28 protein-coding genes, 2 tRNA genes, 1 other RNA gene and 1 pseudogene are annotated in these 24,115 nt (G+C 71.1%); 8 read left to right on the top strand and 24 right to left on the bottom strand.

What is annotated here, in order from left to right; translation table 11 throughout:
* Positions 1-13: 13 nt before the first annotated feature.
* The gene (locus tag ADL08_RS00145; RefSeq protein WP_053640091.1) at positions 14-457 is read right to left on the bottom strand and encodes a MarR family winged helix-turn-helix transcriptional regulator; all 444 of its coding nucleotides are present in this window, start codon (positions 455-457) and stop codon (positions 14-16) included.
* A gap of 202 nt (positions 458-659) precedes the next feature.
* Between ADL08_RS00145 and ADL08_RS00140 the strand changes: the two genes are divergently transcribed.
* Positions 660-887 carry a hypothetical protein gene (locus ADL08_RS00140; protein WP_053639917.1) on the top strand — a complete coding sequence of 76 codons (228 nt, stop codon included), beginning with the start codon at positions 660-662 and terminating at the stop codon, positions 885-887.
* Between the two features lie 94 nt (positions 888-981).
* Here ADL08_RS00140 and ADL08_RS00135 read toward each other — a convergent pair whose 3' ends face one another.
* Entirely contained in the window at positions 982-1,611 is a 630-nt protein-coding gene (locus tag ADL08_RS00135; RefSeq protein WP_053639916.1) for a TetR family transcriptional regulator, read from the bottom strand.
* Positions 1,612-1,768: 157 nt separating this feature from the next.
* On the opposite strand from ADL08_RS00135, the pseudogene ADL08_RS37810 reads away from it, so the two are divergent.
* Positions 1,769-2,280 (top strand): annotated as a pseudogene (locus ADL08_RS37810) (short-chain dehydrogenase); the annotation flags it as partial.
* 78 nt (positions 2,281-2,358) lie between these two features.
* On the opposite strand, the gene ADL08_RS00130 reads toward ADL08_RS37810, so the two are convergent.
* From ADL08_RS00130 to ADL08_RS00100, 8 genes are all read right to left on the bottom strand, one after another.
* A complete protein-coding gene (locus ADL08_RS00130; protein WP_199836917.1) occupies positions 2,359-3,273 on the bottom strand; it encodes an RNA polymerase sigma factor SigF in 915 nt (304 codons plus the stop codon).
* Between the two features lie 234 nt (positions 3,274-3,507).
* Entirely contained in the window at positions 3,508-4,356 is an 849-nt protein-coding gene (locus tag ADL08_RS00125; RefSeq protein ID WP_053640090.1) for an RNA polymerase sigma factor SigF, read from the bottom strand.
* A gap of 292 nt (positions 4,357-4,648) precedes the next feature.
* The gene (locus ADL08_RS00120; protein ID WP_053639914.1) at positions 4,649-4,942 is read right to left on the bottom strand and encodes a Dabb family protein; all 294 of its coding nucleotides are present in this window, start codon (positions 4,940-4,942) and stop codon (positions 4,649-4,651) included.
* Between the two features lie 9 nt (positions 4,943-4,951).
* Entirely contained in the window at positions 4,952-5,116 is a 165-nt protein-coding gene (locus ADL08_RS37465; RefSeq protein WP_199836916.1) for a hypothetical protein, read from the bottom strand.
* A 427-nt stretch (positions 5,117-5,543) separates the two neighbouring features.
* Positions 5,544-5,628, bottom strand: a tRNA-Ser gene (locus tag ADL08_RS00115).
* Positions 5,629-5,750: 122 nt separating this feature from the next.
* Positions 5,751-6,179 (bottom strand): tRNA adenosine(34) deaminase TadA, encoded by a 429-nt coding sequence (gene tadA / locus ADL08_RS00110; RefSeq protein ID WP_234351950.1) that lies wholly within the window; start codon positions 6,177-6,179, stop codon positions 5,751-5,753.
* Between the two features lie 113 nt (positions 6,180-6,292).
* Positions 6,293-6,829, bottom strand: coding sequence for a hypothetical protein (locus ADL08_RS00105; protein ID WP_053639913.1), 537 nt, complete (start codon positions 6,827-6,829; stop codon positions 6,293-6,295).
* A 355-nt stretch (positions 6,830-7,184) separates the two neighbouring features.
* Positions 7,185-7,394 carry a hypothetical protein gene (locus tag ADL08_RS00100; RefSeq protein WP_053640088.1) on the bottom strand — a complete coding sequence of 70 codons (210 nt, stop codon included), beginning with the start codon at positions 7,392-7,394 and terminating at the stop codon, positions 7,185-7,187.
* A gap of 92 nt (positions 7,395-7,486) precedes the next feature.
* On the opposite strand from ADL08_RS00100, the gene upp reads away from it, so the two are divergent.
* Positions 7,487-8,122, top strand: coding sequence for a uracil phosphoribosyltransferase (upp, locus tag ADL08_RS00095; RefSeq protein ID WP_053639912.1), 636 nt, complete (start codon positions 7,487-7,489; stop codon positions 8,120-8,122).
* Positions 8,123-8,212: 90 nt separating this feature from the next.
* Here upp and ADL08_RS00090 read toward each other — a convergent pair whose 3' ends face one another.
* The 6 genes from ADL08_RS00090 to ADL08_RS00065 form a co-directional block, all read right to left on the bottom strand.
* Complete coding sequence (locus tag ADL08_RS00090; RefSeq protein WP_053639911.1) at positions 8,213-8,839, bottom strand: LytR C-terminal domain-containing protein; 627 nt, start codon at positions 8,837-8,839, stop codon at positions 8,213-8,215.
* Positions 8,840-8,954: 115 nt separating this feature from the next.
* Positions 8,955-9,251, bottom strand: coding sequence for a type II toxin-antitoxin system VapB family antitoxin (locus ADL08_RS00085; protein ID WP_030209440.1), 297 nt, complete (start codon positions 9,249-9,251; stop codon positions 8,955-8,957).
* Between the two features lie 339 nt (positions 9,252-9,590).
* Positions 9,591-11,144 carry a M28 family metallopeptidase gene (locus ADL08_RS00080; protein WP_053639910.1) on the bottom strand — a complete coding sequence of 518 codons (1,554 nt, stop codon included), beginning with the start codon at positions 11,142-11,144 and terminating at the stop codon, positions 9,591-9,593.
* Positions 11,145-11,303: 159 nt separating this feature from the next.
* Positions 11,304-11,909: an alpha/beta fold hydrolase gene (locus ADL08_RS00075; protein WP_053639909.1), complete on the bottom strand. Its 606-nt coding sequence runs from the start codon at positions 11,907-11,909 to the stop codon at positions 11,304-11,306.
* Positions 11,910-11,919: 10 nt separating this feature from the next.
* On the bottom strand, positions 11,920-12,522 hold the full coding sequence (locus ADL08_RS00070) for an RBBP9/YdeN family alpha/beta hydrolase (protein WP_053639908.1): 603 nt from the start codon (positions 12,520-12,522) through the stop codon (positions 11,920-11,922).
* An 80-nt stretch (positions 12,523-12,602) separates the two neighbouring features.
* Positions 12,603-13,247 carry a TetR/AcrR family transcriptional regulator gene (locus tag ADL08_RS00065; protein ID WP_053639907.1) on the bottom strand — a complete coding sequence of 215 codons (645 nt, stop codon included), beginning with the start codon at positions 13,245-13,247 and terminating at the stop codon, positions 12,603-12,605.
* Positions 13,248-13,505: 258 nt separating this feature from the next.
* Here ADL08_RS00065 and wrbA point away from each other — a divergent pair, with 258 nt between their 5' ends.
* Positions 13,506-14,114, top strand: coding sequence for an NAD(P)H:quinone oxidoreductase (wrbA, locus tag ADL08_RS00060; RefSeq protein WP_053639906.1), 609 nt, complete (start codon positions 13,506-13,508; stop codon positions 14,112-14,114).
* A 9-nt stretch (positions 14,115-14,123) separates the two neighbouring features.
* Here the strand turns inward: wrbA and ADL08_RS00055 are convergent, their stop codons facing one another.
* Positions 14,124-14,411, bottom strand: a complete 288-nt coding sequence (locus tag ADL08_RS00055; RefSeq protein ID WP_053639905.1) for a metal-sensitive transcriptional regulator — start codon at positions 14,409-14,411, stop codon at positions 14,124-14,126.
* Between the two features lie 224 nt (positions 14,412-14,635).
* Positions 14,636-15,052 carry a YciI family protein gene (locus tag ADL08_RS00050; RefSeq protein WP_053640087.1) on the bottom strand — a complete coding sequence of 139 codons (417 nt, stop codon included), beginning with the start codon at positions 15,050-15,052 and terminating at the stop codon, positions 14,636-14,638.
* 129 nt (positions 15,053-15,181) lie between these two features.
* Here ADL08_RS00050 and ADL08_RS00045 point away from each other — a divergent pair, with 129 nt between their 5' ends.
* Positions 15,182-15,841, top strand: coding sequence for a MarC family protein (locus ADL08_RS00045; RefSeq protein WP_053639904.1), 660 nt, complete (start codon positions 15,182-15,184; stop codon positions 15,839-15,841).
* Here the strand turns inward: ADL08_RS00045 and ADL08_RS00040 are convergent.
* On the bottom strand, positions 15,820-16,800 hold the full coding sequence (locus tag ADL08_RS00040; RefSeq protein ID WP_053639903.1) for an ArsR/SmtB family transcription factor: 981 nt from the start codon (positions 16,798-16,800) through the stop codon (positions 15,820-15,822). The genes ADL08_RS00045 and ADL08_RS00040 overlap by 22 nt on opposite strands.
* Before the next feature lie 181 nt (positions 16,801-16,981).
* Here ADL08_RS00040 and ADL08_RS00035 point away from each other — a divergent pair, with 181 nt between their 5' ends.
* Complete coding sequence (locus ADL08_RS00035; protein WP_053639902.1) at positions 16,982-18,172, top strand: MFS transporter; 1,191 nt, start codon at positions 16,982-16,984, stop codon at positions 18,170-18,172.
* A 176-nt stretch (positions 18,173-18,348) separates the two neighbouring features.
* Here ADL08_RS00035 and ADL08_RS00030 read toward each other — a convergent pair whose 3' ends face one another.
* The 5 genes from ADL08_RS00030 to ADL08_RS00010 form a co-directional block, all read right to left on the bottom strand.
* A complete protein-coding gene (locus ADL08_RS00030) occupies positions 18,349-18,564 on the bottom strand; it encodes a DUF4287 domain-containing protein (protein WP_053639901.1) in 216 nt (71 codons plus the stop codon).
* Between the two features lie 77 nt (positions 18,565-18,641).
* Complete coding sequence (locus ADL08_RS00025) at positions 18,642-20,897, bottom strand: ABC transporter permease (RefSeq protein ID WP_107091945.1); 2,256 nt, start codon at positions 20,895-20,897, stop codon at positions 18,642-18,644.
* Positions 20,894-21,568 (bottom strand): ABC transporter ATP-binding protein, encoded by a 675-nt coding sequence (locus ADL08_RS00020; protein ID WP_053639900.1) that lies wholly within the window; start codon positions 21,566-21,568, stop codon positions 20,894-20,896. Before ADL08_RS00020 ends, ADL08_RS00025 begins: the two co-directional genes overlap by 4 nt.
* 62 nt (positions 21,569-21,630) lie before the next feature.
* Entirely contained in the window at positions 21,631-22,188 is a 558-nt protein-coding gene (locus tag ADL08_RS00015) for a hypothetical protein (RefSeq protein WP_234351945.1), read from the bottom strand.
* Between the two features lie 221 nt (positions 22,189-22,409).
* Positions 22,410-22,497, bottom strand: a tRNA-Ser gene (locus ADL08_RS00010).
* Between the two features lie 117 nt (positions 22,498-22,614).
* Between ADL08_RS00010 and ffs the strand changes: the two genes are divergently transcribed.
* Both ffs and ADL08_RS00005 read left to right on the top strand, forming a co-directional pair.
* An RNA gene (ffs, locus tag ADL08_RS34785) (signal recognition particle sRNA small type) lies at positions 22,615-22,713 on the top strand.
* A 110-nt stretch (positions 22,714-22,823) separates the two neighbouring features.
* A partial coding sequence (locus ADL08_RS00005) for a DNA polymerase III subunit gamma and tau (protein WP_159048484.1) occupies positions 22,824-24,115 on the top strand: 1,292 nt, incomplete at its 3' end.

Genomic DNA, 24,115 nt, shown 5'->3' with positions numbered 1-24,115 from the left:
ACTTCCTTCGTTCTCAAGCGTGGTGGGCCCGGCAGTCCCCGAAGGAATCGCGGAGGCGGGCGAGCAGGGTGGTGAGCAGTTCGACGTCGTCGTCGGACCACTCCGCGAGGGTGCGGGCGAGCATGTCGGTCAGCCGTCGGTCGAGGACGGCGAGCATGGACTCGCCCGCCGGGGTCAGATGGAGGATGCGGGAGCGCCGGTCGGCGGGGTCGGGCAGGCGCTCGACCCATCCGCGGTCCACCGTGTGGGCCACGTGACGGCTGCTGACCGACACGTCGACGGCCATCAGCTCGGACACGCGGCCCATCCGCATGTCCCCGTGGTGGTTCAGCAGTGCGAGGACGATCGCGGATCCGCCGGGGCACTCGGCGGGCAGGGTCCGCGCGAGTCCGCGCTTCACCGCTCCGATGGCGCTCACCTGGCGGGCGAGGTTCTCGTACCGATTTCCTCTGTCCATCGCGTACTCCACCGCGTGCTCCACATATCTTGTTGCTTAGGGCAACCATAGAGATGGATGGTTGCTCCAGGCAAACTAAATCGGTCAAACGGCGCTAAAGAATCGGCAAAGGGAGCGCCGTGGTCGCCACGGACGGCTCCGCGCGCCGGGCCGGGGGTGCCGGGCTTGGGCCCCCCGGCCGACTTCGCTAGGGTCCTGGCCCATGGCACACAACCCCCAAGCACCGTACGGCCAGGGCCAGGGCCCCGAGGGCTCCTACGACCCCGCCGGAAACACCCAGATGTTCCGCGCCTTCGTCGACGAGGGCGCCCCGCAGCGGCAGCAGCCGCAGGCCGTCGCCGCCTCCTCGGGCCCCCGGGTCGGCCTGATCGCGGGCGTGGTCGCGGCCGTCGTCGTCCTGGCGGCCGTCGCCTGGCTCGCGATCTTCTGACCGCTCCGCACATCCAGGGTGGGCCGGCTCCGCACCACGCGGACCGGCCCACTTCCCTTTTCCGGGGTGTCCCGGCCCCTGCGGTCCTACGGGCTCACGCGCCCGTGGAGTCCAGTGACGGGGCGAGCACCGCGAAGGCCCGCCCGACCAGCGCGCCCGGCTCCTCGGCACCCCCGCCCTCGCTCCACCGGCGCAGTACGGCGTCGAAGGCGGTCAGCGCCATGCCCGCGGCGAGCCGGGGGTAGAGGTCGGTCCCGGGGTCGCGCCCCAGGCGCACGGCCAGCTCCTCCGTCAGTTCTTCGCGCCACCGCGCCTGGTGCTCCAGGAAGCGGGCGAGCAGCGCGGGCGTCCGCAGGATCAGCCGGACCACCGGCAGGGCGCGTTCGGCGTGGTCCCCGCAGGTGGTCAGGGGTACGGAGACGGCGTGCAGCAGCGCCTCGGAAGGGCGCTCGGCCGCGGGCCGGGCGGCGAGCGCCGCGCGGATGTCGGAGCCCATCCCCGCCAGGAACTGGACGACCACGTCCTCCTTGGACGCGAAGTACCGGAAGAAGGTCCGCTTGGAGACTCCGGAGGCGGACGCGATCTCGTCCACCGTGACCGCGTCGAAGCCCTTCAGGGCGAACAGCTTGAGGGACGCCTCGGTGAGCTCGGTCGCGACGAGCTGACGCTTGCGCTGGGCGAGGGTGAAGGGGCCGGTCTCGGTACTGCCGGGGCGGGTGCTCACCCCTGCACGGTAACGCGGTGCCTCCGGTGACATCGAGACGCATGCTTGGCACTTAGTGACACGAGCGGCAACGTGTGTCGCCCGACCGAGGAGCAGCTCTGGACCGCCGACCGCGTTCCGGACCGGACCGGCCGGGTCTCCGTCGTCACCGGGGCCAGCAGCGGCCTCGGCCCCGCCCCGCACGCTCAGCCCCCGGGGCCACGAGCTCCGGTTCGCCGTCGACCACCTCGGCCACTTCGCCCTCGCGGGGCTGTTCCTCGACCTGCTGGCGGCCGGGCGGGAACCCCGGGTGGTCACCGTCAGTTCGGTCGACCACCGCCGGAGGGCCCGGGCTTCGACGACCTGGACGGCGGGCACGGCTACGCGCCCATGGCCTTCTACGCGCGGTCGAAGTTCGCCGACGCCGTCTTCGGGCAGGAGCCGCACCGGCGTCCGACCGGCAGCGGCAGCCCGGTCCGGGGGGTCCTCGCCCACCCCGGCCACACCGCCACGGGCCTCCAGGGCAAGGCGTCCGGCCCGGCGAAGGTGGTCTTCGGGCATCTGGGCGACCCGCTGCTCGCCCAGCGCCCGGAGCACGGCACGCTGCCCCGGCTCTGCGCGGCGACCGGCCCGGAGACGGGCCGCCGGCTGTGGGAGCTCTCGGAGCGCCTGACCGGGGTGCGGTTCCCGGTCGTCGCCGGACAGCGGCCGGCCCCCTCGTCGGCGTACCGCCGTCCGAGGGGGCCGGCCGAGGGCCGTCCGAAGGGGTCAGTCGGAGATGAGGCCGTCCCGCAGCTGGGCCAGGGTGCGGGTGAGCAGGCGCGAGACGTGCATCTGGGAGATGCCGACCTCCTCGCCGATCTGCGACTGGGTCATGTTGGCGAAGAAGCGCAGCATGATGATCTGCCGCTCGCGGGGCGGGAGTTTGGCGAGCAGCGGCTTGAGCGACTCGCGGTACTCGACGCCTTCCAGGGCGGTGTCCTCGTAGCCGAGGCGGTCCGCGAGGGAGCCCTCGCCGCCGTCGTCCTCGGGCGAGGGGGAGTCGAGCGAGGAGGCGGTGTACGCGTTGCCGACGGCGAGGCCGTCGACCACGTCCTCCTCCGACACCCCGAGCACGGCGGCGAGTTCGGGGACGGTGGGGGAGCGGTCGAGCTTCTGGGCGAGCTCGTCGCTGGCCTTGGTGAGGGCGAGGCGCAGCTCCTGGAGCCGGCGCGGGACCCGCACCGACCACGAGGTGTCGCGGAAGAAGCGCTTGATCTCGCCGACGACGGTCGGCATCGCGAACGTCGGGAACTCCACGCCCCGTTCGCAGTCGAAGCGGTCGATCGCCTTGATCAGGCCGATGGTGCCGACCTGGACGATGTCCTCCATGGGCTCGTTGCGGGAGCGGAAGCGGGCGGCCGCGTACCGGACGAGGGGGAGGTTGAGCTCGATGAGGGTGTCGCGGACGTAGGTCCGCTCCGGGCTGTCGGCGGCGGCGCCCTCCGTGTCCAGGGCGCGCAGCCGCAGGAAGAGGGAGCGGGAGAGGGTCCGGGTGTCGAGGGCGCCGGTCGTGACGGGCATCGGCGGCGGCGCGGGCTCCGCGCTCTCGGGCGCCGTCGGCGCCGTCGTCTGCGTGGGCACGGGAACGACGGGAACGGGCGTGAGCGTGAGCACCTTGGAGCTGTCCAGTTCTGTGGACATGCCACCCCCTTGAGGTCGCGGACGGTCGCGGTGCCGCGACCATCTGAGGAACGCAGCCACCACCTGAATACCGGCGGCGGGGCTGCGGCAAACGCGGTTCCAGCAGAATGTCACATGTCGGCAACACGCTGTAGTGACTTGTCGACACAATGCCCGCGCATATCCGCAGGAAACAAGGGGTGTACGGCATTTGGTGCGGTGCGGAACTCCTCCGAACCGGTCTACCCGTTCCGGTTACGCTTCGATCCTGTTTGCGGATCTCAATCGTGCGAAGCTTCGCGCGAGGAGTCTTGACACGTGCATCTGGGAGACGCCGAGTTCCTGGCTGATCTGAGACTGGGTCAAGTTGCTGTAGTAGCGCAGCATCAGGATCCGCTGTTCCCGTTCGGGCAGTTGCACGAGGAGGTGCCGGACCAGGTCCCGGTGCTCGACCCCGGCGAGGGCGGGGTCCTCGTAGCCGAGCCGGTCGAGCAGTCCCGGCAGCCCGTCGCCCTCCTGCGCGGCCTCCAGGGAGGTGGCGTGGTACGACCGCCCGGCCTCGATGCAGGCGAGCACCTCGTCCTCCCCGATCCGCAGCCGCTCGGCGATCTCGGCGGTGGTGGGGGAGCGCCCGTGAGCGGTCGTCAGGTCCTCGGTGGCGCCGTTGACCTGGACCCACAGCTCGTGCAGCCGGCGGGGCACGTGCACGGTCCGCACGTTGTCCCGGAAGTAGCGTTTGATCTCGCCGACGACGGTCGGCATCGCGAACGTCGGGAACTGCACGCCCCGGTCCGGGTCGAAGCGGTCGATGGCGTTGATCAGGCCGATGGTGCCGACCTGGACGACGTCCTCCATCGGCTCGTTGCGGGAGCGGAAGCGGGCGGCCGCGTAGCGGACGAGCGGCAGGTTGGCCTCGATGAGGGCCCCGCGCACCCGGTCGTGCTCGGGAGTGCCCGGTTCGAGGCCCTTGAGCTGGCCGAAGAGGACCTGGGTGAGGGCGCGGGTGTCGGCGCCGCGGGTGCTCTGGGGGCGCGGGCGCGGCGTCTCCGGGCCGCTGCCCGCCTCGTGCTGGGGCGGGACTTGAGGTGCTGTACTGGCCGGCACGTTCACGCCACCCCTTCGGCTGGTCCTGCTGGTCGACTGTTGTCGACTACGGTCAACTCATCCGTCAAAAGCGGTCATAGCATCACAAGACATGTCCACTGTGTGCAAGCACCCCATAACCACGTGTTGAGGGTGCCGAAGGGGGGAAGAGAGGGCCGGATGGGGGCCGCCGAAGAGCCCGCGGGAGACCGCCGGGAGACCGCCGGGGGACCGGTCCTAGGCGCCCGCCGAGGGGCCGGAGACAGCGAGGCCCCCCGCCGTGAGGGCGGGGGGCCTCGGCCGTGACCGGGGGTCAGAACGCGTAGTCGGCGATCACCCAGGTGGCGAACTCCCGCCACTGGGCGACACCCGCCTGGTGGGCGGGGTGCTCCAGATAGCGCTGGAGGGCGTCGGCGTCCTCGACGGCCGAATTGATGGCGAAGTCGTACGCGATCGGCCGGTCCGTGATGTTCCAGTCGCACTCCCAGAACCGCAGCTCCGGAATCTGCCCGCCGAGCGCCCGGAACGCCTCGACGCCCTCGACGACGCGGGGCTCGTCACGGGCGACGCCGTCGTTGAGCTTGAAGAGGACCAGATGGCGGATCACGGAGGGCTCCTAATTGATGAGTTCGGTCATGAACTCGCCGACACCCTGGGCGGCGCTGGAAATGCCCTCGAACCCTACCTGGACCAGATCGGCGGACCTCTTCGGGGACGTGATGATCGTGTACAGCACAAAGACCACGAACGCGTACAGCACGACCTTCTTCGCCTGCGCCATTTCCAGCCCTCCCCTGTTCCCCCGCCGTACGACCGCGCCACTCTAACCGAGCCCTTACGGACCAAGGGCCCGGAGAACGAGGACTTTTGCCGTCCGCGGGAAGGGCGCCGGGCGCGCAGTATGGAGAGCGAGCCCGGAGGATCTGGCAGGAATCCGAGGGCTCCGGAACCGGCCCGCACTGCGGGGGTCCGCGCCGCGAGGCTTCCCCCGACGGCGACGCGGACCCGGAGGACCGGTTCTCACCGGGGGGAGCGGCTTGTCCCCCCGATGCCGCTCCCCCCGACCGACGCCGCCCTGCCGGAAGGCCCCGGACCGTGCCCGAGCGCGGACCGGGGCCTTTCCCGTACGGGACGCCGTACGGGACCCCCTACGGTTTCCGTACACGCCGAAGGGCCCGGCGCATCAGCGCCGGGCCCTTCGATCGAAGCGGTAGCGGAGGGATTTGAACCCTCGGTGAGTTTCCCCACACTCGCTTTCGAGGCGAGCTCCTTCGGCCGCTCGGACACGCTACCGAGAGAGAGCTTAGCCGAAACTGCCGCTGCGATGAAATCCGTATCCCGGCGCAGGTCGGAGCGGGGTCGGGACGGGGTCGGAGCAGGGTCGGAGCACGGTCGGGACGAGGCCTGCGGGCGCGTCAGCGGGTGCGGAAGAAGGCCGTCAGCTGCCGGGCGCACTCCTCGCCGAGCACGCCGTGGACCACCTCGGGACGGTGGTTGAGCCGCCGGTCCCGTACGAGGTCCCAGAGGGACCCCGCGGCGCCCGCCTTCTCGTCCGGGGCCCCGAACACCACCCGCTCCACCCGGGACTGGACCAGGGCGCCCGCGCACATCACGCACGGCTCCAGGGTCACGACCAGCGTGCAGCCCGTCAGGCGCCACTCCCCGGTCACCGCGGCCGCCCGGCGCAGGGCGAGCACCTCGGCGTGCGCGGTGGGGTCGCCGGCCGCCTCCCGCTCGTTGTGCGCCCGCGCGAGCACCTTCCCGTCCGGGCCGAGGACGACCGCGCCGACCGGTACGTCACCGGCCGGCCCGGCCGCGTCCGCCTCGTCGAGGGCGAGCCGCATGGCGTCCCGCCAGGGATCCCGCAGGGGGTCCGGTACGGGATCCGGCAGGGGATCCCGTACGGGGCCGGTCGCGGGGCCGGTCGCGGGGTCGGGAAGAGGTGCCGCGGGGACCACTAGCGGACGGCCTCCAGGACCTCGGCCGCGCCCAGCGCGTCCGCGATCTCCGCGAGCGCGTCGGTCTCCAGGGCGAGCAGCTCGGCCGGCGGCAGACCGAGGTCCGCCAGGATCAGCCGGTCGCCCACCGGGGCGGCCGGAACGGCCTCGGCGGCCACGGAGCCCGCCTCGTCGTCCTCGTCCCCGTCGGCGCCGAGCGGCTCCCCGTCCTCCGTGCCGTCCAGGTCCAGCGACTCCAGCTCGTCGACCAGGTCGTCCAGATCGTCACCGAGGATCTCCCGGGTGAGCATCTCCCCGTACGACGAACGGGCCGCGGCCGCCCCGTCCGAGACGTAGATGCGGGGGTCCTCCTCCCCGTCGATCCGTACGATCCCGAACCACGCGTCCTCCTGCTCGATGAAGACGATCACCGTGTCGTCGTCCGAGGCGTCGCGGGCCAGTTCGACCAGATCCGACAGGGTCTCCACGTCGTCGAGCTCCGTGTCGCCCGCTTCCCACCCGTCTTCGGTGCGCGCGAGCAGTGCGGCGAAGTACACCTGACTCTCTCCCACTGATCAGAGGTGTGACGTTCCGGTGGCGCGGTCCTGAGCCCGCCCCCTCGGCATCGTGACAGAAACGGCGCCCGCAGGAGAGGTCTTCGGCTCTTGCGTCGTGCATCAGTCTGAACGTCCCCGCTATCGGGCGGGCGCGCGACCCCGGCGCACTCGGGGGGCGCGCGGTCGGCCACGGCCGTTCGCCGCTGGTCCGGGCCCGTTTCCGCCGGTCACACCACGTCCGGCGGGGCGTGCGCGTTCCAGCGCGCCCCCGCGGCCGGCCGCACCGCGGCCCAGCCGTACCGCCCGTATCGCCCGTATCGCGGCGTCCGGCGGGCCCCGCCGTGCCCCACCGGCCTCACCAGCGGAAAGTCCGCATCCGCATCGCCTGCCGCATCCGGGCCGCCCGGGCGCGCCGGGGCTGCACGCGCTCGCGCAGCGCCTTCGCCTCGTGCAGCTCGCGCAGGAACTGCGCACGGCGCCTGCGGCGCTCCGTGTCGGTCTCCGCCGCCGGTCCCCGGGCCACCCTCTCGGCGGCCCTTTCGACCGGTCCTTCCAGGTCGGACATCTGCCACACCACCCCATCACCGGGTCCGTGTGCCCCCACCTTCCCCCAGTGGCGCGGATCGACGCCAGTGCGGGGCGGGCTACTGTTGAGGCATGCGTCTCCACGTCGTCGACCACCCCCTGGTCGCCCACAAGCTCACCACCCTGCGCGACAAGCGCACGGACTCCGCGACCTTCCGGCGTCTCGCCGACGAGCTGGTCACCCTGCTCGCCTACGAGGCCACCCGGGACGTGCGGACCGAGCAGGTCGACATCGAGACCCCGGTCACGAAGACGACCGGCGTGAAGCTGTCGTACCCGCGTCCGCTGGTGGTCCCGATCCTGCGGGCCGGTCTCGGCATGCTCGACGGCATGGTCCGGCTGCTCCCGACCGCCGAGGTCGGCTTCCTGGGCATGATCCGCAACGAGGAGACGCTGGAGGCGTCGACCTACGCCACGCGGATGCCGGAGGACCTCTCGGGTCGCCAGGTGTACGTCCTGGACCCGATGCTGGCGACCGGCGGCACGCTGGTCGCGGCGATCCAGGAGCTGATCAAGCGCGGCGCGGACGACGTGACCGCGGTCGTGCTCCTCGCCGCCCCGGAGGGCGTCGAGGTCATGGAGCGCGAGCTCGCGGGCACCCCCGTCACCGTCGTGACGGCCTCGGTCGACGAGCGGCTCAACGAGAACGGCTACATCGTCCCGGGCCTGGGCGACGCGGGCGACCGCATGTACGGCTCGGCCGAATAGGCCCCGAGGCCTGCTCGGCACGGGCCTTCGGGCCGGAGAGGGCCCCCGGCCGGGGCCGACCTCGGAGTCGGCCCGGCCCGTTCGGGGCCTTCAGCACTTCCCGGTCGGAGCGGGCGCGGGCTTGGTCAGGGCGACCAGGGCCGCGTCCGCCGTCGTTTTCGGGGACAGGTTCTTGAAGGCGGTCCCGATGATCAGGTCCACGTCCGCCGTGGCCCGGGTGTCCGTCTTGGTCGTGGCGCCCGCGAGCTGGGTGCCGAGGACCGGGAAGGCGCCCTTGGTGGCGGTGGGCGCGCCGAGGAGCAGTCCGGCGCCCGGGACCTTCTTGTCGTAGGCGGCGGGCGCGTTCCCGACCTTGCCCACCTTGAAGCCGCGCTTCTTGAGTTCGTCGGCCGTCGTCTTGGCGAGTCCGCTGCGCGGGGTCGCGTTGTAGACGTTGACCGTGATCTGCGCGGGCTTGGGCAGGGTGGCGGCCGGCGCGGTCGGGGCGGGGGCGGGCTTGCAGTCGGCCAGTTTCCCGGCCGCCGCCTTCGTGCCCCCGTCACCGGAGAACACGTCGACGAGCTGTAGCGTGCCCCAGCCGGCCGCGCCGAGCACGACCACGGCGGCGGTGGCCGCGAGGACGATCCTGCGCCGGCGGTGGGGGCGGCGCATGCGCGGGTAGACATCCCCCGTGATGCGGTACTTTCCGCCCATGCCGGGGGGAGTGAGCATGCTCATGAACGCAGCGTAATGCCGCCCGTCGGCGATGCCTACTTGATGATCATGTGATCGCGTCCGGATGGGGTGGAACTGACCCCGAAAGGGTCAGCGGCCGTGTCCTCCCGGCCGGTCGTCAGTCCAGTTCGAGGACGCGGGCGTGCAGCACCTGCCGCTGCTGGAGCGCCGCGCGGACCGCGCGGTGCAGCCCGTCCTCGAGGTAGAGGTCGCCCTGCCACTTCACGACGTGCGCGAAGAGGTCGCCGTAGAAGGTGGAGTCCTCCGCGAGCAGGGTCTCCAGGTCCAGCTGGCCCTTGGTGGTGACCAGCTGGTCGAGGCGGACCGGGCGCGGGGCGACGTCCGCCCACTGCCGGGTGCTTTCCCGGCCGTGGTCGGGATACGGCTTTCCGTTTCCGATGCGCTTGAAGATCACACGGAAAGCCTACCGGGCGAGCGGCTCCCGGCGCAGCCACGCGCGCCCGACGGGATCCCGGTGCGAACCCCCGCAAACCGGGACCGGGGTGCCGTCCCGCGCCCGGACGGGCCGCCGCGGCCCGGGGACACGGGGTCCGCGGGCGGGCCCGCGCGCGGCCCGGAGCCCTGCCGCGGGCCGGCACCTTCACCCGTACGCGCCGGTCCGCCGACCGCCGGTCCGCGGGTCCGCCGACCGCCGGTCCGTGGGTCTGCCGACCGCCGGTCCGCAGGTCCGCCGGGAACGGGGCGAGGGCTCCCCGCGGGAGACGGGGAGCCCTCGCCCGCCGGTCCGCGCCGATTACTCGGTGACCTCGTGGTGGTCGTCGTGCAGGCCGCCGCCGCTGCCCGCGTCGCCGGTGGTCGGGACGGAGACGACCGGCTTGCGGAGCGAGGAGATGTCGTGGGCGTAGGTGCCCACGGCGTTGGCGATGACGTCGATGTTGACGTCGAACGCCTTCAGGTTGACGTTGCTGAGGTTGTCGCCCTTGGCGTGGTAGTTCACGTCGTACGCGACGCCCGCCTGGCCGCCGAACTTGGCCGCCTGGGCGGCGGTCTTGATGCCCTCGGCGCCGGTGAAGGTGCCGCCGGAGGGGATGCCGACCTCGATGAACGGGCCGTAGTCGGAGCGGCCGGTGAAGTCGGTGCCCTCGTGCGGGTGGCCGTTCTCGTCGAGGAACTCGTTGATGTCGCGCTCCAGCTGCGCCGAGCCCTCGGGGCCCGCGCCGGCGCCGACGCCGTCCGAGTCGTCACCGTCGTACACGAACAGTCCGTAGTTCGGCGAGGCGATCATGTCGAAGTTGAGGTAGAGCTTGATCTCCTTCTTGTCGAGCGCCGTGAGGTTCTGCACGTAGTGCTCGGAGCCGAGGAGGCCGTTCTCCTCCGCCGACCACCAGGCGAAGCGGACCTTGTTGCGGACCTTGTCCTTCGACTCGGCCAGCTTCAGGGCGGCCTGGAGGAGGCCGGCGGAGCCGGAGCCGTTGTCGTTGATGCCGGGGCCGGCGGTGACGGAGTCGAGGTGGGAGCCGAGCACCACGGTGTTGGCGGCGTTGCCGGCCTTGGTCTCCGCGATGACGTTGTTGGTGGAACGTATCTGCTGGAGCTGGCGGATCTCCAGGGAGAGGGTGACCGGGCCCTTGGCGAGGTCGGCGGCGAGCGCCGTGCCCTCGGCCAGGGTGATGCCGCCGGTGGGGATCTTCCCGGAGGCCGCGTCCCCGAGGGTGCCGGAGAGGACGCCCTCGGCGTTGTTGTAGATGACGGCGGCGACGGCCCCGGCCGCGGCGGCGTTCTGCTGCTTCACCGCGAAGGCGCAGCCGCCGCGCTTGATGAGCGCGATCTTGCCGGTGAAGGCGCCGGCGGCGAAGTCGCCCGGCTCGCAGCCGCTGGTGGCGTCGGCGTCGACGGGCGCGGCCACCAGCTCGGCCCTGACGCCGCCGACCGGGGTGGACTTGGTGTACGTCATGGCCTTGATGTCGAACGCGCGGGGCGCGGGGGTGACGACGGAGGCCTTCTCGGCGAGCGTCTCCGTGTACTCGAAGTCGAACTTCTGGTACCAGACGTTGTAGCCGGCCTTCTTGAGCTGCGTGTACACGTACGCGGCCGAGGCGTCGTGCCCGAGCGAACCGGCCGCGCGGTGACCGCCGGCCGAGTCGGCTATCGCCTGGAACTTCTGCAGGTGCTTGTAGGCGTCCTTGGCGGTGGTGTCGCGGACCAGCTTCTTCGCCAGCTTGGCGGCATCACGGGCGGGTGCGGCCGTGGGGTCCTGTCCCGCGGTGGCGGGGGATGAGAGGACCAGCGGGGCGGCGAGGGCGGCGGCGGCGATGACTGCCGCGGCCCGGCGCTGGGATGCGTTCACAGAAGTCCTTCCCGGTACGGACGAGGTTGAGGGGAAGTTAGCGATCTCGGGGGCGTTCTGTGAACAGATTCGCCACAATTCCTGCCGGGTCGAACAGGATTGAAATCTGGAATTCTCAATTCCCTTACGACTGGGCAGCTTTCGCGGCTTTTGCGAAGGTCAGGTCCGCGCGAAGCGGTCGAGGGCCGCGAGGACCGGCCGGCCGGTCTCCTCGCCGCCCAGGCGCCCGGCGCGCTCGACCACGTGCAGCTCGGCGCCCGGCCAGGCGCGGGCCGGCTCCCGGGCGGTGGCGAGCGGCCCGCCCAGGTCGAGCCGGCCGTAGACCAGGACGCCGGGGACGCCGGCGAGCCGGTGCGCGTCGCGGATCAGGGCGCCCTCGTACAGCAGCCACGTGTCGATCCCGAGGTGCTCGCGCAGCCGCTCCATGTCCGCGACCAGGTGCGCGGTGGTGTTGACGGACAGGTCGGCGGCCGGGTCGCTCGCGTGCGGGACGGAGCGGCCGCAGCCGCGCTGGTCGAAGAGGACGACCCGGTACGCCTCCGGGTCGAAGAGGACGACCCGGTACGCCTCCGGGTCGAAGAGGACGACCCGGTACGCCTCCGGGTCGAAGAGGCGCCGGGAGCGCGGGGAGGAGCCGGAGCCCGGCCCGCCGTGGACGACGAGCGCGGGCTTGCCCTCCGGGTTGCCGGAGACCTCCCAGTGGACGCGGTTGCCGTCGCCCACGTCGAGCAGGCCCTGGCCGTGCGGTGTGGTCTCCGGGCGCATCCGGCCGACCCTACCGACCCTTCACCCGCACCGCCGGGTCCTCGCACCACTCCAGGAGCGAGGGCCAGTCCCCGTACCCGCTGGCGGGGTTGAGGTGTTCGCCGCCCGGTACGCGGTCGAGGTCGAGGCCGAGCGGACGGCCGTAGTGCAGGTCGGCGCCCTCGGGGCAGTACGGGTCGCCGTCCCCGTACACGAGCCGCGCCTCCAGGCCGGTCTCCGTGAGGTCGAGGCCGTCGGCGAAGGCGGCGATCTCGGGGATCGAGGCGGTCACCGGCGGCGAGGGCGGGGCGACGAGCAGCACCCGGTCGGCGTCCGGCCTGCGGGCCCCGGCCCGCAGCCACAGCAGGACGGACAGGCTGTGCGCGAGGACCACGAACTCGCCCCCGGCGGGCCGCCGGCCGTGCTCCTCCAGGGCGTCGAGCCACTCCGCGAGCACGGGCGCGTCCGGCGAGGGAAGCTGCGGATAACGGACCTCGTGCCCGCGCTCCCGCAGCCGTCCGGCGAGCCAGTGCTGCCAGTGGCCGGGCGGCCGGTGGTTCTGGAAGCCGTGCAGGACGAGGAAGGTCCTGGCCCCGGGGGCCGTCCCCGTTTCGGTCTCGGTCTCGGTCGTCATGGCGGGATCGTGCGGCCCCGGGGGCCCGCGGGTCCAGCCGGGTTCCAGGGTGTGGACGGAGCGGGGGGCGGCGCGGGCCGTCAGGCGTCCTGCCGCAGGGTGAGGAGCTCCCGTACGCCCGCCTTGAGGCGCTCGCCCGAGAGTTCCTGCTCGACGGCCAGGTGGTGCATGACGTCGGGGGAGAAGGGCGCGAGCAGCAGGTGCGCGAGGAGCGCGCCGTCCGACCCCGGCCTGAGCCGCCCGACGAGAAGGGCGACGTGGGTGTGCATCACCCGGTACGCGCCGCTGTGGTACCGGGCGCGGGGCGCGGCGGAGTGCGCGGCGAGCAGGATCTCGCGCTGCTCGGCGACCCGGTCGACGAGGGCGTCGAGGAAGGCGTCGAGCCGCTCGGCGGTCGGGGCGCCGGGCCCGAGCGGCGGCGGGCCGCTCATGTACGCCTCCTGGAACTGGCGCTCGCGGTCGTCGAGGAGTGCCCACAGGAGCTGGGAGACGTCGCCGAAGCGGCGGTAGACGGTGCCGACGCCGATGCCGCTGGCGTGGGCGACCTGGTTCATGGTGACGGCGTCGGGGCCCTGCTCGGCGACGATCCGGGCGGCCGCGTCGAGGATCCTGCGCCGGTTGCGGGCCGCGTCGGCGCGCTCGGGGGCGGGGGCGTCGAGGGTGGGGAGCAGGCCGAGCGCGGGCGCCGCCGCCCGCTCTCCGGCCCGCGGGTTCTCGGTGCTCATCTCTGCGGACTCCTGCCCTTGGTCCCTGTCCCCCGGATCGAGCATACCCGCCCCCCTTGCAAAGCGGATAGTGATCCGCTTAACCTCGGAGCAGGGAAGCGGATAACGATCCACTTGTTCGCTTCGGCCGGACCCGGGGCGAGCAGACGACCGGGGCCGGGCGGACGGCCCGGTGCGAGCGGATGGCCCGGGCCGACACCGAGCACACCCCGAGCACACCCCGAACAGACGCTGAGCAGACGCCGAGGAGAGCCCGTCATGTCCGTCAAGGTCGCCGTCATCCACTACTCCGCCACGGGTACCGTCCACCGCCTCGCCCAGGCCGTCGCCGAGGGCGCGGAGAAGGCGGGCGCCGAGGTGCGCCTGCGCCGGGTGCCCGAGCTCGCCCCGGACGCCGCGATCGACGCGAACCCGGCCTGGCGCGCCCACGTGGACGCCACCGGCGACGTGGAGGTCGCCGCGTTGGACGACCTGGAGTGGGCGGACGCGTACGCCCTCGGCTCCCCGACCCGTTTCGGGAACGTGGCCGCGCAGCTCAAGCAGTACATCGACACGACGGGCGGCCTGTGGCAGCGGGGCGTCATGGCGGACAAGCCCGCGACCGCCTTCACCAGCGCCCACAACGTCCACGGCGGCAACGAGTCGACGCTGCTCGCCCTCTACAACACCTTCCACCACTGGGGCTCGGTGATCGTCTCGCCCGGCTTCACGGACCCGTCCGTGTACGCGGCGGGCGGCAACCCCTACGGGACCGCCCACCCCGGCGCCCACGGCGCCCCCGGCGAGGACGTCCTCGCCGCCGCCCGCTACCAGGGCGAACGCCTCACGAGGATCGCGAAGCGCCTGAAGGGCCTCGCGGACGCGTGAGGCGAGGGGTCACGCCAGGGACAGGAAGAGCTTCTCCAGGCGGGCCCGCATGGCGTCGCGGTCCTCGCCGTCCCCGCGACCGCCCTCGACCTCGGCCAGGCACTGCTGGAGCCCCGTCGCGATGATCGCGAAGCCGGCCCGGTCGAGGGCGCGGGAGGCGGCGGCGAGCTGGGTCACGACCTCCTCGCAGTCCCGGCCCTCCTCGATCATCCGGATCACCCCGGAGATCTGGCCCTGCGCCCGGCGCAGCCGGTTCAGCACGGCCTTGAGCTCCGCGCCCGCGAGATCGAGTTCCACCGCGTCTCCTCCACAGATACCCCAGGGGGTGGTCAACTCCCCGGCCCGGGGCTCCGTCGTCCAAGGATGACACCTGGAGCCGACACCCGACGGAACACGCCGCCTGCCGCCGAGGGGCGGGCGGACCGGGCACTCCCGGTTCTCCCCGACCTCCACCGCGCGCGGGTCGCCCCGGCACGGGGCCTCGGTGCCGACGGCCGGGAGCGGAAAGGCCCCCCGGGGGTTCAGTCCAGGCCCGGCCCCGCCTCGTCCACCGGACGGATGACCACCGGGTGCGCCGGGGAACCGGCCGGGACCGGGCAGCGGGCCACCCGGGCGGCGATCTCGGTCACGCGCTCCAGGGAGGCGCACTCCAGGAGCCAGTAGCCGGCGACGACCCCCTCGGCCGCCGCGTACGGATCGTCCGTGACGACCTGGTTCCCGTCCTCGTCGACCGTCACGAAGCGGGTCGTGGACGGGGCGGCGAGGCCCTGGGCGTCGAGCATCTCGCCGTTCGCGGTGAGCTCCTCGTTGACCGCGTTCATGTGGTCGAACATCGCCCGGAGCCCCGCCTCGTCCCAGGCGGGGCTGCCGGCGGAGCCGCGGCCCGTCATCGCCTCGTAGTCGGCCTGCGACCCTTGGACCATCACCAGGTACTTCATGACGCCCTCCTCGTTCGGCACGCGCCTGTCCCCCCGCAGCACAGCCGGAGCCGGGCCGCCGTTGCCGACACCACGCGGGAGGGAACCCGTAGAACGGGATAAATCACCCGGCCGCTTCATGATGCAGACGTGAACGCATTCACCTTCTCCGCCGCCTTCATCACCTTCTTCTCCGTCGTCGGCCCGCCGAAGGTGCTCCTCTCCTTCGCCGGCCTCGCCCAGGTCCACCCCGCCGGCCAACTGCGGACCATCGCCCTCATCTCCTCCGCCGCGGCCGTCCTCGTGGGCATCCTCGCCGGCATCACGGCCCCCTGGCTGCTCGACCTCTTCCACATCAGCACCCCCGCCCTCCAGCTCGCGGGCGGCCTCATCTTCTTCCTCTACGCCGTCGGCCTCGTCCTCGGCATGCACCTCGGCTCCGACAGCGCCCACCAGGACGCCCCGGACCTGGTCAGCGGGGTGCGCGAGCTGCTCATGCCGTACGTGGTGAGTCCGCTCGCCCTGACGGCGGTGCTCATCGAGGCGGCCGCCCGCTCCGGCTTCAGCTGGCGTTCGACGGTCGTCGGGGCGTACGTGGCGGTCATCGCCCTCGACCTGATCTGCGTCCTGCTCCTCACCCGGGTCCTGCTCCACACCCACCACGCCACGATCGAGCTCCTGGGCCGCCTCCTCGGCCTCCTGCTCGCCGCCGTCGGCGTCGACCTGGTCCTCGACGGCCTCTCCGACCTGGGGGTGCCGGGCCTGGAAGCCCGTCACGAGGCCCCCGGTCAGGAGGGATCGAGCAGCTGATCGGCGACGGATGTGCGGGCGTAGAGGACGGAGCGTCCGCTGCGGTGGGCGGTGACGAGCCCGGCGTTCCGCAGGGCGATGAGGTGCTGGGAGACGCCGGCGGCGGAGAGCCCGGAGTGCGTGGCGAGCTGGGTGGTGGAGGCCGGGGTGTCGAGCGCGGCCAGGAGCAGGGTCCGGGAACGGCCGAGGACGGCGGCGACGGCGTCCGTGGCGGCGGTGGTACGGCCCTCCCACACGCTCCCGAACCTGCGCGCCGGATAGGCGAGTTGGGGCGGGTCGGGGTGGACGAAGCGGGTGAGCACCCGGGGCCAGACGAAGACGGAGGGCACGAGCAGCAGCCCGGAACCGGCCTGGTCGCGGGTGAGCGCGCAGTGGCGCCGCACGAGGCGCAGGGTGCCGTCGTCCCACCGTACGGTCTCGTGGAGTTCGCTCAGGACCCGGGCCGAACCGTGCTCGGCGACCTGCCGGGCCCGGTGGAAGACGTCGGCCTCCAGGACCTTCTGGACGCGGGCCCAGTAGGGGGCGAGGGCGAGTTCCCAGTAGGCCTCGATCTCGTCGGCGACCTTCGGCAGGACGGCCTCGGGATCGTCGTGCAGGGACTGGAGCCGCCCTCCGCCCCCTCCCTCCACGGCCAGCTTCCGCAGGTCCTCGCGCACCTGCCCGGCGGGGGTGCGGCGGACGGCGTCGAGCTCGGCGCCGAGGGTGGGGAAGGGCCCGGCGGGAGTGGGGTTGAGGAAGTCCGCGAGGTACCCGTGGGCGGGCACGAGCGCGGCGAGCCGCCCGCGGTCGAGCCCGGCGCGGACGATCCGCGGCCGGACCTGGGCGGCCCAGCGCTGGTGCGGTGCGGGGTCGGACCGCTGGGCGAGGACCCGGAAACTGGTGACGACCTCCCAGAGGGGGGAGACGGCGAAGCGGGTCTGGGCGAGGTCGGCGGCGGAGAAACTGAGCCAGGCTTCCATGCGTACGGTGCCTCCGGGACGTCGAGGGGATGGCTGAGGGGTCGAGTGGCCGGACGGTCGAGTGGTCGAACGGCCGAACGGCCGAACGGTCGAGCGGCCGAGTGGCCAAACGGCCGTCGAATGGATTCGGCCCCTACTTAATCAATGGAGGAGGCGGAGGGGGAAGAAGCAACCTCCCCCCATGCCCTCCTCCTTCCGGGATCTCCCGCCCCTCGTCTGGACCCTCTTCGCCGGCACGATCGTCAACCGCCTCGGCTACCTCGTCACCCCGTTCCTGGTGTTCTTCCTCGCCTCGCGGGGAGTGACCGGCTCCGACACCTCGTACGTCCTCGGAGCCCTGGGCGCGGGCAACCTCCTCGGCCCCGCGGTCGGCGGCGTCCTCGCCGACCGCATCGGCCGCCGTCCCACCATGCTCATCGGCCTGATCGGCACGGCGGCGGCGCAGGGCGCGCTGTTCCTCGCGCCCGGCGTCTGGACGATGGCGGCGGCCGCGCTGCTGATCAGCGCGACGGGCAGCACCGTCTCACCGGCCGCGTACGCGCTCCTCGCGGACGCGGTCGACAGCGAACGGCGCCAGCGCGCGTACGCCCTCTTCGGCTGGGGAGTGAACATCGGGACGGCGGTCGGGGGAGTCCTGGGCGGCTACCTGGCGGCCCACGGCTACTGGCTCCTCTTCGCGGTGGACGCGGGCTCGGTGCTCCTGTACGCCGTGGTGGTGACGTTCCGCCTGAAGGAGCCGAAGCGCCCGGCGAGGGGCGAAAGGGGAGGGAAGGGAATCGGCTACGGCGTGGTCCTCGGGGACCGCCTGGCCTTCCTCACCCTCCCCCTCTTCGGAGTGCAGCTCTTCGTGTACTCGCTCACGGAGGTGGCCCTGCCGCTCGCGATCCACGACAGCGGCCTCTCCCCGGCGGTGTACGGGTCGATGGCGGCGGTCAACGCGGTCCTGGTGGTGGCGCTCCAGCCGTTCGTGACCGTGTGGCTGGCGAAGCTGCCGCAACTGGCGGTGCAGAGCGCGGGCGGCACGCTGATCGCGGTGGGCGTGGCGCTCACCGGGCTCGCGGACGGGATCGTCGGCTACACGGTGTCGGTCGTGGTCTGGTCCCTCGGCGAGGTGATGGTGGCCGGCATCGCGGCGAGCGTCGTCGCCAACCTGGCCCCGGCCCACGCCCGCGGCCGCTACCAGGGCGCCTTCGGCTGGACCTGGGGCGTGGCCCGCTTCGCGGCCCTGACCCTGGGCGTCACCGTCTACACGACCCTCGGCCCGGCGGTGCTGTGGTGGACGGCCCTGGCGGCGGGCACGGCCGCGGCGGCGGCGACCCTCGCCCTGAGGACGAGGATCGAACGCCGCACGACCCACACGCTGGCGGCGTGAGGTTTTAGGGGGGCCGGGCTCACGGCGTCCGTCACCCCCCTCGCCCCGTTCTCGTCACTCGCCGGGGCTCCGCGCCGGGGCTCCGCGCCGAGGCTACGCGCCGAGGCTCCGCGCCGACGTGCGGTGCCGGACGCCGCTCCCTGATCCGGCCGCCCGATCGACAAGCCACCCCACCCCTAGACCCGCGCCTGCTCCGCCCGGACATGGGCCACGAGCGCGTTGGCGTGACCGTGGCCGAGCCCGTGCTCGGCCTTCAGCCAGGAGACCAGCTCCATGTGCTTGACGAGCGGCGAGGAACGCACGATCTCCAGCCACTCGCCGATCGGCCGGCCGTACTTCTTCTCGATGGAGGGGAAGTAACTGGCGGGACCCTTGACGACGTTCTCGGCCACGATGATCTCCTGGGGTGAGGCGGACGGTCACCACTTGGACCCCCGCCCCACCGCGAACTCATCGCTCTCCCCGGGGATCAATCCCGCCGGATGTGCTCGGGATCGACGTGCCGCCGCACCATGGGCACGGAGGCGAGCGCGGCCGCGAGCACCACGCCCAGCGCACAGGCGAACAGCAGCGGCAGCCCCTCCCAGTCCCAGTGCACCGCCCCGCCCCCGGTGATCAGATAACTGGACTCGGCAAGCCACCCGGCCACGATCGCCGCCCCCAGCCCCACCACCAACGGCAACACCACCTGAACCACCTGCACCACCCGCAACGTCCCGGCCCCCGCCCCCAACAACGCGAGCGCGGTCACCTGCCCCCGCCGCTCCATGGCCCGATCCGCCACGGACACGACGAACGCGGCCACCCCGATCACCAGCCCGAGCACCATCCCGACGACGAGCAGACTCCGAATCACGGTCAACTGCGCGAGCGAGTCGATCACGATGCCGACGGGCTCTACGGAGGCGGTGGGGGCGATGGCTCCGATGCCGTCCAGGACGGAGCGGACGGTGGCGGGGTCGGAAGAGCTGACCAGGACGAGATGGGTTCCTTCGATGTGGACCCCTTGAGGGATTAGCGAAGGTGGAACCAGAAGGCTTGGTCCAGCGACTCTTGAGGGGTCATAAAGGTGAGCCGTGATTGCGTCTTCGGGTACAGAAATATCTAGCTTTTTCCCGTTGCTCAAAGGGAAAGAGAAAGCCTTTCCGCTTTGAGCATCCTCGTCAAAAAGGAAAGACGGATCCTTGATCAGGAGAACTCTGTTATCGACGCACCCGTGAATTGACTCGGTGAAAGCAGCCAGCTGGGAACATGTGGCCACTATGGCTTCTACCCGTGGCAGGTCTTCTTCGAGGTTCCCTTTCCATGACTCGACGGACAACCCGTAATCATCCACTCCACTCAACCTGGTCACCTGTGAGCGTTGTTGAGGGTTTAGTTCGGCAAGAGGGATGCTGTACTCCTGAACAGGTGCTGTACGCCGACTTACCTGGTCCAGCTCGATGAGAATGCCCTGGGTAAGTGAGGCGCCGAATACAAGTAGTACGAGCCCTGTAGCCACTCGCAACGAACTTCCTGGGTCGACTTCCGTTCGGCGCATCGCCAACACCAGTATCAGTGATTTAGACTTTTCCGCAAGGAATTTCGAAAGCCATGCGGTGATTGGCGCCAGGCCAAGCACAAGCCCTGCGCCGGTCAGCAGGACGGCACAAGGGACCAGTACGGCGCTGGCAGATCCACCCGATGGATCTCGTCCCATCGCGCTGAGCACGCAATAGCCACCGATGACTCCGAGGCCTGGAACCAGAAACAGCGTCCCGTATTTCTTAGGCGGCTTGCGTTCTCCGGTACGCCGCGCACTGATGGGTGACGAAGCAGCCTGCTGTGCGCCAACTCGGCTCACGATCGCGGCGAGGATCGGACATCCCAACAGGCACGCGATCAATGTGGTCGTCTCGGGTCGTCCGTCTGCCGGATACCAGCGCAGTCCAGGAAGTCCGATGCGTGCCATGGCTTCGTTCACGCCGAGATACCCCAAAATCCCTAGGGCGGCCCCGAGGGACACAGCCGACACACTCTCGCTGGCATTGACTCGCAGCGTGTCCTTCGCGCTGAGGCCGACAAGCCGAAGCGCGGCGAGTCGGCGCGCGCGGGACTCGCCGGACAGGCGTGCGCATACGGAAAGAAAGATGACGAGGGGAAGCAGCACGATGCAACCGAGGGTGAACCGCAGGATGTCGACAGTTGAGGGGTCGATGAGTTCATGCTGCGTGTATGCCGACCCGAAGTGGCCCAGAGGTCTTGCTTCGCTGAGTTCAGCGGGAGGCACGCCGACGTAGGCGTACAGGTCGTCAGGCCCACTCAACCCCGCTGGCGCGATGGTGCCAACCACACGTCCGGGCACAAGGCCTGCGGCGCGAGGGTTGGCTGTCAAAACCTCCGCCAACTTTGGTGAAATGACCACTTCACCCGTGTGAGGAAGTTCTTTCACCCCAGGAGGAGTGGGTACGGGACCGGCCCCCATGCGTCCGATGAAAACCCGATGCAGTCGCTGTGATCCGTAGGGGTCTAGGAATTCCTGGTAGACAGCGGTTTTATTGTTTCCCGGGTAAACCGCTCGGCTTGTCACGCGGGCATCATTGGCAGCAATGATCGTAGGAATGGTGAGGGTGGCGGCAAGACAAGCCACTCCAAGCGCCGACCCCAACGACATCAACAGAAAACGAACCCGCCCCCTGCGCCCACTACCCCACAGCAGGCGCATTCCGAGGAGGAACGGGTTCACGCCGCCACCCGCTGTGCCAGAACGCCGTCCGTCATCGTGTACTGCGTATCAGCCTTCGCGGCGACATCAGCATCATGAGTGACGATGACCACCGCAGTCTTCTGCCTCCGCGCCAGCTGAAGGAACTCATCGAGCACGGCAGCCGCATTGGCGCTGTCGAGCGCCCCGGTCGGCTCATCCGCGAACACCACGTCCGGCCGGTGGACCAGAGCCCGGGCAACCGCCACGCGCTGACTCTGGCCACCCGACAGCTTCGAGGTCCTGCGCCGGACCAGGTCACTCATACCGAGCCGCTTCAACACCTGGCCGGCCATGGCGTGGGCGTGGTCCTTGCTGATCCCGGCGAGCCGAAGAGGAAGCGCCGCGTTCTCCTCGACGGTCAGCTCCGGCAGTAACTCCCCGTACTGGAAGACGAAGCCCAACCGCGTACGCCGCAACGCGCTGAGTTCACCGTCGGGGAGGCAGGACAACCGCTCCCCGTCGAAGGTCACCGCCCCGTTGGTGGGCGGCAGAACGCCGGCGAGGCAGTACAGCAGGGACGACTTGCCCGACCCGCTGCTGCCCATGATGGCGGCGACTTCGCCGCGCTTGAGTGTGAAGTCGACACCGATGACAGCCTGCTGGGTGCCGTAAAAAAGGTCCACGCCTTCGGCGCGAAGGATGAAGTCCATCGTGATGCGTACTCCTATGAGGCGGGAGCCGCTGATGGGCGGCTCCCGTAGGGACGGATGCTCTACCGGCGCCGCTCGAACTGCTTTGTGAACGAGCAGTTATCAGGTCGGAGAGAGCCGCGGTTCTGGCAGACTCGCACCTCGGCAGAATTCGTGTAGCGGGTGGCCCCGTCGTAGACGACCTTGTCGATCCAGACGGTCTTTTTCTGCGTACCGTTGAAACGGTTCCATCCGTAGCCGTGGACCCTCACTTGCAAGTAGACGTTGTGATTGTCGTCGAGGCCGGCATCACGCAGCTTTCCTTTGATGTGGAACGCGCCGTGCGCCTGCCCCGGCTCCTCCCACTTGTACTTACCTTCTTTGAACTCTGCTCCACCTGTTGCGAGGAGCCCTGTGTCGTGCCATGTCGGGTCAGCCATGGCCGCCCCCATCCCGCCGAAGAACAGCCCTGCGGTGAGCACCGCTGCAGTAAACTTCCTCATCAGCAACCCCTGCCAGTCACGTACCAACCGATCGTCACAGAACGTAGCGGTATAACTGCATTGCGAATAGCGCAGGAACGTCCCTTCCGGGTACGACCCCTCGATCCAGTGAATGAAGGCCTCTCGGCCGCCACTCACCCCGTAAGAGTGGTCGCCGGTGTGTTTGGGTAAGGGAGGACTGGAGCCTCGCGGCAAATGGAAAGACCGGGATTGACGGGTGCCGAGTCAACACGAGGGGTGCCCCTAGTGGGCCGGTCGGCGCTTCGAGGGCGCGGACTTGCCGCTTCAGTGGCCCCGGAAACGTCGAAGGGCCCCACCGTGAACGGTGGGGCCCTTCGACATCGTGCCCGGTGAGGCACTGGCGGAGGATACGAGATTCGAACTCGTGAGGGGTTGCCCCCAACACGCTTTCCAAGCGTGCGCCCTAGGCCTCTAGGCGAATCCTCCGACGGGAACATTACATGACCGAGGGGGGTGCTCGCGAACTCGATCCCAGGTGGGGTCGGTGAGGGGGTCCGGGCGGGAGGTGTGGGGTCCGGTGCCGCCGGCATCGGGTAGTCTGGGCGGAGCCCCTCACGCGGCGCTATCTGACTGAACTCCCCCAGGGCCGGAAGGCAGCAAGGGTAGGTCGGCTCTGGCGGGTGCGTGGGGGGCGCTTGCGTTCCCGGGGCCGGACAGGGCCGGACGGCGTGATCCGGCGTCGCCCCCCCCACAGAGGACGGCCCCCGGCCGTTTTTCCCGGGTTGTCGGTGCGCGCCTATAACCTCGTACACGTGTCGTCTCTCGCGCTCTACCGCCGCTATCGCCCCGAGTCCTTCGCCGAGGTCATCGGGCAGGAGCATGTCACCGACCCGTTGCAGCAGGCCCTGCGGAACAACCGGGTCAATCACGCGTACCTGTTCAGCGGGCCCCGCGGCTGCGGCAAGACGACCAGTGCCCGGATCCTCGCGCGGTGCCTGAACTGCGAGCAGGGGCCCACCCCCACCCCCTGCGGGGAGTGCCAGTCCTGCCAGGACCTCGCGCGAAACGGCCCCGGGTCGATCGACGTCATCGAGATCGACGCCGCCTCGCACGGTGGTGTGGACGATGCCCGTGACCTGCGGGAGAAGGCCTTCTTCGGACCCGCCTCCAGCCGGTACAAGATCTACATCATCGACGAGGCCCACATGGTCACCTCGGCGGGCTTCAACGCCCTCCTGAAGGTGGTCGAGGAGCCCCCGGAGCACCTGAAGTTCATCTTCGCCACGACCGAGCCCGAGAAGGTCATCGGGACCATCCGGTCGCGGACCCACCACTACCCGTTCCGGCTCGTGCCGCCCGGCACCCTCCGCGACTACCTCGGCGAGGTCTGCGGGCGCGAGGGCATCCCCGTCGACGACGGCGTGCTGCCCCTCGTCGTGCGCGCCGGCGCCGGGTCCGTGCGTGACTCGATGTCCGTCATGGACCAGCTCCTGGCCGGCGCCGCCGAGGACGGCGTGACCTACGCCATGGCCACCTCCCTCCTCGGCTACACCGACGGCACGCTGCTCGACTCCGTCGTCGACTCCTTCGCCGCCGGGGACGGCGCCGCCGCCTTCGAGGTCGTCGACCGGGTCGTCGAGGGCGGCAACGACCCCCGCCGTTTCGTCGCCGACCTCCTGGAGCGGCTGCGCGACCTGGTGATCCTCGCCGCCGTGCCGGACGCCGCCGAGAAGGGCCTCATCGACGCCCCGGTCGACGTGGTCGAGCGCATGCAGGCGCAGGCGTCCGTCTTCGGCGCCGCCGAGCTCAGCCGGGCCGCCGACCTCGTGAACGCCGGTCTCACCGAGATGCGCGGCGCCACCTCGCCCCGGCTCCAACTGGAGCTGATCTGCGCGCGCGTCCTGCTGCCCGCCGCCTACGACGACGAGCGCTCCGTCCAGGCGCGCCTCGACCGGCTGGAGCGCGGCGCCCCGTCGTCCGCCGCCGCGTCCGCGGCCCCCGCACCCGTCTTCACGCCCGGGCCCCCCGCGCCCGCCATGGGGTACGTCCCCGGGCCCGACGCCCACACCCCCATGGCCCCGCCCCCGCCCGTACAACCGCAGCC

Source organism: Streptomyces sp. NRRL F-6492 (assembly GCF_001280125.1).
GTDB lineage: Bacteria > Actinomycetota > Actinomycetes > Streptomycetales > Streptomycetaceae > Streptomyces.
This window is presented reverse-complemented; position numbering and strand designations above follow the sequence as displayed.